This is a genomic window from Duganella sp. GW821-FHT07G03, assembly GCF_059418605.1.
The window spans coordinates 55,421-61,562 of sequence record NZ_JBWKQE010000034.1 but is presented as its reverse complement, the minus strand read 5'-3'; the positions used below and the strand labels follow the sequence as shown (position 1 = coordinate 61,562).

Here is a 6,142-nt window from a genome sequence, read left to right as displayed (position 1 = left end):
ACAACGGTCATTAAATCTCCTTGATGGCGGCAGTGTCCTGCCAAATGACCGTTTACACAATATTATTTACACCCTCCACCCCTCTGGCGCACCCGGTAATTCTCGACCAGCCCCAGGAAAGCGAGTAATCTTCCAAAGAAGTCACTACTTCAAAGAAAGGAAGCGACATGGCTTGTCGCAAAACGCTGCCCTACCTGCACGCAGCGCTGCTATTCGTCGCGTGCGCAGCTGCGCGGGCGAGCGACACCATCACGCTTTACACCGAAGAATACCCGCCCTTCAATTGGGCCGACACGAAGACCGGCGCCGCCACCGGACTGTCCACCGACATCATCCTGGAGCTGATGCGGCGGGCTGACATACCCATCGTCACTCCGAAGCTGATGCCTTGGGCGCGGGCCATGGCGCTGATCACCAAGAACGCCAACAGCTGCCTGTTCTCGATGGCGCGCACACCGGAACGCGAAACCAGCTTTGCCTGGGTAGGCCCGGTGGGCCGCAACGAATGGGTGATGTACGCCCGCGCCGAGGACCATATCCATCTCAACAGCCTGGAGGACGCCCGGCCCTACACGGTCGGCACCATCATCGGCGACGCCATGGTGCCGCTGCTGCGCGCGAACCAGCTGAATCTGAGCATGGTTCCCTACAACCGCACCAACGCCCCCAAGCTGAAGATGCAGCGCATCCAATTGTGGTCGGAAGGACGCCTGCCGGGTCTCTACATCATGGAGGAAATGGGCATCACCGGCTTGGAAGCGGTGCTGACGTTCGCCCATTACGAAATGTACCTGGCCTGCAACAAAGGCTTGGACAGCAACGAGGTGGCCCGGCTCAACACGCTGCTGCGCGCCATGTACCGCGACGGCACGGTCAAGCGCATCTACGGCAGCTACGGCTTCGACAACTATGCGCCGCGCGCCGAACAGGTCGCGAAGTAAGTCACTGCGCACGGGAGAGATCGCCCCGGCGCACCGTTTGCCCGGCCATTTTGTTGTTCACAGCATTTGATTAGGGCCGCACATCTCAGTCATGACGATGTGCTTGCACTTCACTTGGAGCGATGGATTATTTTCCCTCGGCCTACGTCTTGGCCAAAGCATCCAGTTCCGGTATGCCGCTGTTTCCGTCAGCGTAGGCCGCCTGGAAGCTCGGACGCAGCTGCCAGCGGCGCCAGAACGCATCCAAATGCTCGAAACGCTCGTCCAGCGGAGTGGCATTGATCGGGAATTTGGAGAAAGCGATCGCGGTTGCCAGTGTGATGTCCGAGAAGGTCGGCTCGTCCCCACCGAGGAGCCAGTCGCGTCCATCCGACAGGTGCTGGTTGACCAATGCTGCATGTGCCAGTGCCTCCTTGCGGCTATGCTCTCCCCAGGCGTGATTGCTGGTCAGTTCCAGTTTCGGTCCCAGCCCCTGGTGCAGGACATGGAACGCAGTGACGATGCGATAGAGAATATGCACCCAGACGCGGTTATCCCACATATTGTCCAGCCCCTGCTGCAACGGGTCCTCGCCCATGATGCGCCGACCGGGATAAGCTTGGTCGAGATAGCGGGCGATGGCGGCGGTTTCAGATATAAAACTTCCGTCGGCCAGCTGCAGAGTGGGCGTTTCACCCCACGGATTCATTTTCAGATGCGGCCATTGGCGCTGTTCGCCGCCCGGGCTCATGTCGTAGATTTGCTCCTCGAACTGATCGGCAATGCCTTTCTCGTGCATGAACAGGCGCAGGCGCTGCGGGTTGGGGAAAGCTGAAGGCGAGGTAAAGAGGCGGAGTTTGGTGTTCATGGTCATTTCCTTTTCGTAAGAGCGGACGATGTGGCGAGCCTTGTTGTACTCGCCGGCTTACTTGCAACTAGTCGCTACGCAAGCAATGACTGAAGTGTATTGATTTGTTCATTGCGGATAAATGGGGTTAGAATCACTTCATTTATTACATTTTGGAATAGACCATGGCCAGCGTGGATAGCATGCAGCTCGGTAGCATCGAGCAATTTTGCAAAGCGGCAGAGTTGGGCAGCTTCACTGCGACGGCGGAGTTCTTCGGTCTTACCCCTGCTGCCGTCAGCAGATCGATCAGCAGGCTGGAGCGGCGTCTGGGTGTACGGCTGTTTTCCCGCACAACGCGAAGTATCAAGGTCACCAACGAAGGCCAGCTCTTTTGGAAGGAATGCCAGGTGGCGCTGGAGCAGATCGCTGAAGCTGAGCGTGCGATTACCGGCGCGCAGACTGTGCCGAGCGGGCTGCTGCGCGTCAGCGTCAGTGCTGCTTATGGGACGCATCGCTTGCTGCCTCTGATGCCTCGATTTACTGAAGCTTACCCGCAGATCGAGATTGAGCTCAGTATCTCGGACAAGATCATCGACTTTGTGGAAGAGGGCTTCGATGTGGCGATACGGCTCGGCATCCAGCGCGATTCACGGTTGGTGGCATACAAACTGGAAGACGCGTCTTTAGGCGTCTTCGCGACGCCGGAATACTTGAAGAAAAAGGGGACGCCTCGTGCTGTTGCCGATCTGGAGTCGCACGATTGCATTCAATACATATCCCCCAATACGGGCCGGCCGCTGACTTGGTTGTTCAAGGGTGCGAATGGGGAAGAATTGGATTATCCGGTACGGAGCCGCATGCGCGTACTCAATGATGCACTTGGCTGTGTTGCGTGGGTTAATGCAGGTGGTGGTCTTTACCAGACCTACCGTTTCGCAGCCGCAAGCGCCGTGAAGCGCGGTGACCTCGTGGAAGTGCTCCAAGAGCATGGCGGCCGTTCGCGACCATTTTCCATTCTGTATCCCCAGAACCGCCATCTATCAGCCAAGGTACGCGCATTTGTGGATTTTTTGCGTTCAACCCTCCATTCAACCCCGGTTCAATAATGGCATTCCGTCGCCAGACCCGCACCTTCCTGAAAAGGGTCGACATGGGCCGGCGTCCGCACCAGCTGCGCGCGGACGCCGGTTGGTGTTACTGGATCACGCGATAGCAAGGCGTGTACTGCTTGCCCGCCAGCTTCATACGGTGCTGCGCCACGAAGGATGCCAGCAGCTCGTCCATCGGCCCCATGATCTCCTTGTCGCCGTGGATTTCAAAGTGGCCGAACTTCTCTATCGCGCGGATGCCCTCGTCCTTGACGTTACCCGCCACCACACCCGAAAACGCCCGGCGCAGATTGGCCGCCAGCAGATGCACTTCCTGGTTCTTGTGCAGGCTCAGGTTGCGCATGTTCTCGTGCGTCGGCGCGAACGGATGCTGGAACTCCTGGTCGATCTTCAGACCCCAATTGAAGTAGTAGGCGTCGCTGCGGGATTTGCGGAACTCGCGCACCTGCTTGATCCCCGCCTGCATCTCGCGCGCCACCAGTTCAGGATCGTCGATGATGATCTTGTAGCGCTGCTGCGCCTCGGGACCCAGCGTGTCGTGGATGAACTGGTTGATCTGCACGAAGTACTCGCGCGAGGTTTCCGGTCCGGTGAACACCAGCGGGAACGGAATATCGGCATTATCAGGATGCAGCAGGATGCCCAATATATAAAGGATCTCCTCCGCCGTCCCGGCGCCGCCAGGGAACACCACGATGCCATGCCCCGAACGCACGAACGCTTCCAGGCGCTTCTCGATATCCGGCATGATCACCAGCTCATTGACGATCGGATTCGGCGACTCCGCCGCGATGATGCCCGGCTCCGAGATGCCAAGGTAGCGCCCCTTGTGCAGGCGCTGCTTGGCGTGGCCGATGGTGGCGCCCTTCATCGGACCCTTCATCGCGCCGGGGCCGCAGCCGGTGCAGATATCCAGGTCGCGCAAGCCCATTTGATAGCCGACCTCCTTCGAGTAGTTATACTCGGCGCGGTTGATCGAATGCCCGCCCCAGCACACCACCAGGTTGGGATTGAGCATAGGCTTGAGCACCCCGGCGTTGCGCAGGATGTGGAACACCGAATCGGTGATGCCTTCGGTGCTGCCCATGTCGAACTTCGGATTGTCCGTCACCTCGTTGCTGACGAAGACAATATCGCGCAGCACCGCGAACAGGTGTTCGTGGATGCCCTTGATCATTTTGCCGTCGACGAAGGCGATCGCCGGCGCTCCCTTGATATCGAGCTTGATGCCACGCTCGCGCTGCACAATGCTGATCTCAAATGACTTGTATCGTTCCAGCAGTTCCTTTCCATCGTCGATAGTGCTGCCGCAATTGAGCACGGCCAGTGCGCAATTGCGGAAGATGGTATAGAGACCGCCCTGGCTAGTGTCGAGCAGCTTGTTTACTTCCGCCTTCGAAAGCACTTCCAACTGGCCTTCGGGCGAAATCAGGGTATCGACAACGTCATGTTCCATGATGCGAAAATCCTTATTCAAATTCGATGCATTTCGATGCATAACAGGTAAGCCTGCACTGCCAATATACGACAAACCGGCACATTTTGGGGTGGAGATTGCCATAGCAGGATTGTGCATATTTATTAGCACAAAAGACATATCTTTGCAGGCCGACCATCAAAATGTACGGCCCGAGCGATTTGTAGATTAAAATGGCGCCCAATTTGGCTCCCCATAAGGGAACCTGAGACACTTTTCATCGATCACAAAATTAGGAGAAGCCGCATGAGCGGTGCTACCACCACCAATACGGAAGTCGTTATTCCCGAATTCAAGCAGATCATGGGTCACCCCGCTCCGCTGTGGATGTTGTTCATGACCGAGTTCTGGGAGCGTTTCGCGTTCTACGGCATACGTTGGGCCCTGGTGCTCTACGTCGTCGCCCAGTTCTACAACGGCGATGCCACCGGTGAGGCCCCTGCCAACCTGATTTACGGCTCCTACCTGGCGCTGGTCTATGCCGCCGCGCTGTTCGGCGGCTACGTGGCCGACCGCGTGCTCGGCTACCAGCGCTCGATCCTGATCGGCGCCACCTTCATGTCGGCCGGCTTGTTCATGATCGCCTTCCCCGACCAGACGGTGTTCCAGTTCGGCCTGGCCACCATCATCGTCGGCAACGGCATGTTCAAGCCGAACATCTCGACCATGGTCGGCAAGCTGTATGGCGCCGCCGACACCCGCCGCGATTCCGGCTTCACCATCTTCTACATGGGTATCAACTCCGGCGCGCTGGTCGCACCGGTGCTGACCGAGTGGCTGGCTGCGACCATCTTCGGCACCAACGGCATGCCTGCTTACAAAGTGGTGTTCATGTCCGCCGGCGTCGGCATGCTGATCTCCCTGGTGTGGTTCTTCATTGGCCGCCGCAATCTGAAAGGCATCGGCGCGCCAGACGCATCGAACGCCGATCCGAAGCGCATGATCTACGTGGTACTTGGCTCGCTGTGCGTGATCCCGATGGTGTACTTCCTGCTGGCCGCCGGCGCGAACAAGCTGCAAATGGTGCTGTCCGCGCTGTTCGTCCTGCTGTCGGTGATGCTGCTGATCGAAGGTATCAAGAACGGCAAGGTCGCCCGCGACAAGGTCATCGCCATGCTGCTGATCTTCTTCTTCAATATCATGTTCTGGATGTTCTTCGAACAGGCAGGCAGCTCGTTCACCTTCCTGGCCGATAAGATCGTCGACCGCCAGATGTTCAACTGGACCTTCCCTGTGGCCTGGTTCCAGATCTTTAACTCGCTGGCCATCATCGGCTTCGCGCCGATCATCGCCTTCATCTGGGTCGCCATGCGCAGTAAGAATCCATCGATTCCGCGTAAATTCGGCCTGGGCCTGCTGTTCAATGGCGCCGCCTTCGCGCTGCTGATGTTCGCGCTGTCGATGCTGGTCAATGCCGACAACAAGATCCCGTTCTGGCCTCTGGTCATGGTCTACACGCTGCAATCGGTCGGTGAGCTCTGCCTGTCGCCGATCGGCCTGTCGATGGTGACCAAGCTGGCGCCTACCCGCCTGGTTGGCCTGGGCATGGGTGGCTGGTTCCTGTCCACCGGCATCGGCAACAACCTGTCGGGCATCTTCGCTTCGGCGGTCAGCGGCGAAACCGGCATGTCGGTGTCGTCCGCGCTGGTCGGCTACAGCTACGGCTTCTACGCCCTGGCCGCCGCCGGCGTGCTGCTGTTCCTGATCGCACCGTTGATCCAGAAGCTGATGCACGGCGTGAAGTAAGCGCTTTCCGCAGCAATCAAAAAACCACCTGCCAGAGCGC

The 6,142-nt window shown here is 58.4% G+C and carries 5 protein-coding genes; 3 read left to right on the top strand and 2 right to left on the bottom strand.

Features of this window, described 5'->3' with window-relative positions:
• The first annotated feature begins 167 nt into the window (after nucleotides 1-167).
• A complete protein-coding gene (locus AC07OK_RS29005) occupies nucleotides 168-941 on the top strand; it encodes a substrate-binding periplasmic protein (protein WP_494693521.1) in 774 nt (257 codons plus the stop codon).
• 142 nt (nucleotides 942-1,083) lie between these two features.
• Here AC07OK_RS29005 and AC07OK_RS29000 read toward each other — a convergent pair whose 3' ends face one another.
• Nucleotides 1,084-1,788, bottom strand: coding sequence for a glutathione S-transferase family protein (locus tag AC07OK_RS29000; RefSeq protein ID WP_494693520.1), 705 nt, complete (start codon nucleotides 1,786-1,788; stop codon nucleotides 1,084-1,086).
• A gap of 164 nt (nucleotides 1,789-1,952) precedes the next feature.
• Between AC07OK_RS29000 and AC07OK_RS28995 the strand changes: the two genes are divergently transcribed.
• Nucleotides 1,953-2,876, top strand: coding sequence for a LysR family transcriptional regulator (locus AC07OK_RS28995; RefSeq protein WP_494693519.1), 924 nt, complete (start codon nucleotides 1,953-1,955; stop codon nucleotides 2,874-2,876).
• 88 nt (nucleotides 2,877-2,964) lie between these two features.
• On the opposite strand, the gene ppnN is transcribed toward AC07OK_RS28995, so the two are convergent.
• Entirely contained in the window at nucleotides 2,965-4,335 is a 1,371-nt protein-coding gene (ppnN, locus tag AC07OK_RS28990; RefSeq protein ID WP_494693518.1) for a nucleotide 5'-monophosphate nucleosidase PpnN, read from the bottom strand.
• Nucleotides 4,336-4,602: 267 nt separating this feature from the next.
• Between ppnN and AC07OK_RS28985 the strand changes: the two genes are divergently transcribed.
• Entirely contained in the window at nucleotides 4,603-6,102 is a 1,500-nt protein-coding gene (locus AC07OK_RS28985; RefSeq protein WP_494693517.1) for a peptide MFS transporter, read from the top strand.
• The last annotated feature ends 40 nt before the right edge of the window (nucleotides 6,103-6,142 follow it).